We start from the raw sequence: 1,938 nt of genomic DNA, 5'->3' as shown, positions 1-1,938 counted from the left end.
GGGGCCGGCCCGTTGTGCTGGCGCTACGCCGTGCTCACCCTGAGGTGATCAGGCGAAGCAGTTCTCGATGGTGCCGCCCGGAATGGCCAGGCAGTTGGTCGGACGGTTCGCGGTGATGGCGGACTTGTCGTCCACGTTCACGTCTCCGAAGAAGCTGAAGACACCGCCCGGCTCGAAGGTGGAGAAGTTGTGGGCGACCTTCGTCTTCGACAGGTTGACCTCGCCGAAGATGTTGAAGATGCCGCCGCCGACCCCGATCGGGCCGATGGCCCGGTTACCGGCAACCTCGCTGTCGCGCAGCGTCGTGACGCTGAAGGCGTTGAAGAGCCCGCCGCCGAAGAAGCCGGCGGTGTTGTCCTTGATGCTGCTCTTCTCGAACGTGACAGCGCTGTCGAACGCGATGGCGACACCGCCACCGACACCGGCGGTGCTGTTCCGCTCCACCGAGACCTCGTGCAGGTTGAGCTGGCTGTCCGCCGCGGCCAGGCCGCCGCCGGCGAGGACCGCGGTGTTCGAGACGAACTTGGTCCCGTACGCCGTGGTGTTGCCCTCGATGTCGAGGTAGCCACCGCCGAAGCCCAGCGTCTCGTTGTCGTTGATCTCGGCCTTCTTGAGCTCGACCGTTCCGCCGTCGACGTCGTCGGCGAAGATCCGAGCGGCGCCGTTGGAGATACCGCCACCACCGATGATGGCAGTGTTGTCGGTGATCTTCGACTCCTCGACCTTGAGCAGGCCGGCGTTGAAGACACCGCCACCGAAGAAGAAGGCGGTGTTACGGGTCACGGTGCTGTGCCAGATCTTCGTGGTGCCGAAGTTGGCCACACCACCACCGTTGCCGCCCGACTGGTTCAGGACGACCTCGGACTCCAGGATCTCGGCGGTGCCGCCCGGCTGGACCAGGATGCCGGCGCCGTCGGTGTCCTCCGGGTACTCCACGAGCGGCGTGACGACACCCGGCTTGGCAGCCGGCGCGGCCTTGGCCGTGACCTTCGGAGCGGCCGTCAGGCCCGCCTTCGGGTTGGCCTGCCGGGCGGTGAGCGCCTGGTTCAGCGGAACGCCCGCCTTCACCTGAGCCGCGATCGCCTCGGAGTCCGAGTACGACGCCCAGACGGCCGCCGGCTCGACGCTGTTGTAGCGTTCGAGGGTCTGTCCACCCTTGATGGTCAGGCCCTTGATGGTGAGGTGACCGCCCGCGCCGACGTTCAGGATGCGGAAGTAGTCCGCAGTGGCTTCCCGGGCGATCGTCGTGTGCTCACCCTTCAGGGTGATGCGCTCGGTGATGACCGGCAGGCCGTTGCCCTGGTAGTCGTTGCGGCTCAGGTTGTAGGTGCAGCCCTTGGCCAGCTCCAGCACACCGCCGTGCTTGTTGTTGGCGAACACGATCGCCTGAATCAGCTTGTCGGTGTCGCAGGGCACCTCCTTCCCGCGCTCGTGGTCCTTGTCGCGGTCCTTGTCGCGGTCCTTGTCCTTGTTCCGGTCCTCGTCCTTGTTCCAGTCGCGCGCCTCGTCACCCCGCTGGTCGCCGTCCTTGCTGACCTGCGCGGTGTTCCAGTTCAAGCCGACCGCTCCGGCGCTGCCCGCGACGCCCACCGCCGCGAGACTGATCACGCCCGTCAAACCGGCCACGCCACTGGCGAGCCAGAGCTTGCGGCGGCTCTTGGCCGTCGCCCGCCCGGAGGCTTCGTTGTTCGTTAGGTAGTTGGACATCGGAGCTCTCTGCCCTCTCCTCGTACCAGACAGGGTCGCCGCCGTCAGACGGGCGTCCCCTGCTACAAATCGGTTGTAGCTCCCAAAACCACCGTATGAGAAGGTTCCTCGCCTCGCGGGCTTATCCGAGAGAAGCCCACATTAGGTTCATGTTGCCCCCACCGGGGCTGGGAACGACACACCCCACCCAAGCCGGCCCGCAAGCCCCTGACCTGCTCAAACGGGTACGCC

Annotated in this window: 1 protein-coding gene; it reads right to left on the bottom strand. The window is 66.4% G+C overall.

Going from position 1 to position 1,938, the window contains the following annotated elements; all coding sequences use genetic code 11:
• Positions 1–48 precede the first annotated feature (48 nt).
• A complete protein-coding gene (locus AB0B48_RS32950; RefSeq protein WP_357208521.1) occupies positions 49–1,707 on the bottom strand; it encodes a hypothetical protein in 1,659 nt (552 codons plus the stop codon).
• Positions 1,708–1,938: the final 231 nt, after the last annotated feature.

The sequence above is a fragment of the Micromonospora sp. NPDC049089 genome, assembly GCF_040648775.1.
In the GTDB taxonomy this organism is placed as follows: domain Bacteria; phylum Actinomycetota; class Actinomycetes; order Mycobacteriales; family Micromonosporaceae; genus Micromonospora.
This window is presented reverse-complemented; position numbering and strand designations above follow the sequence as displayed.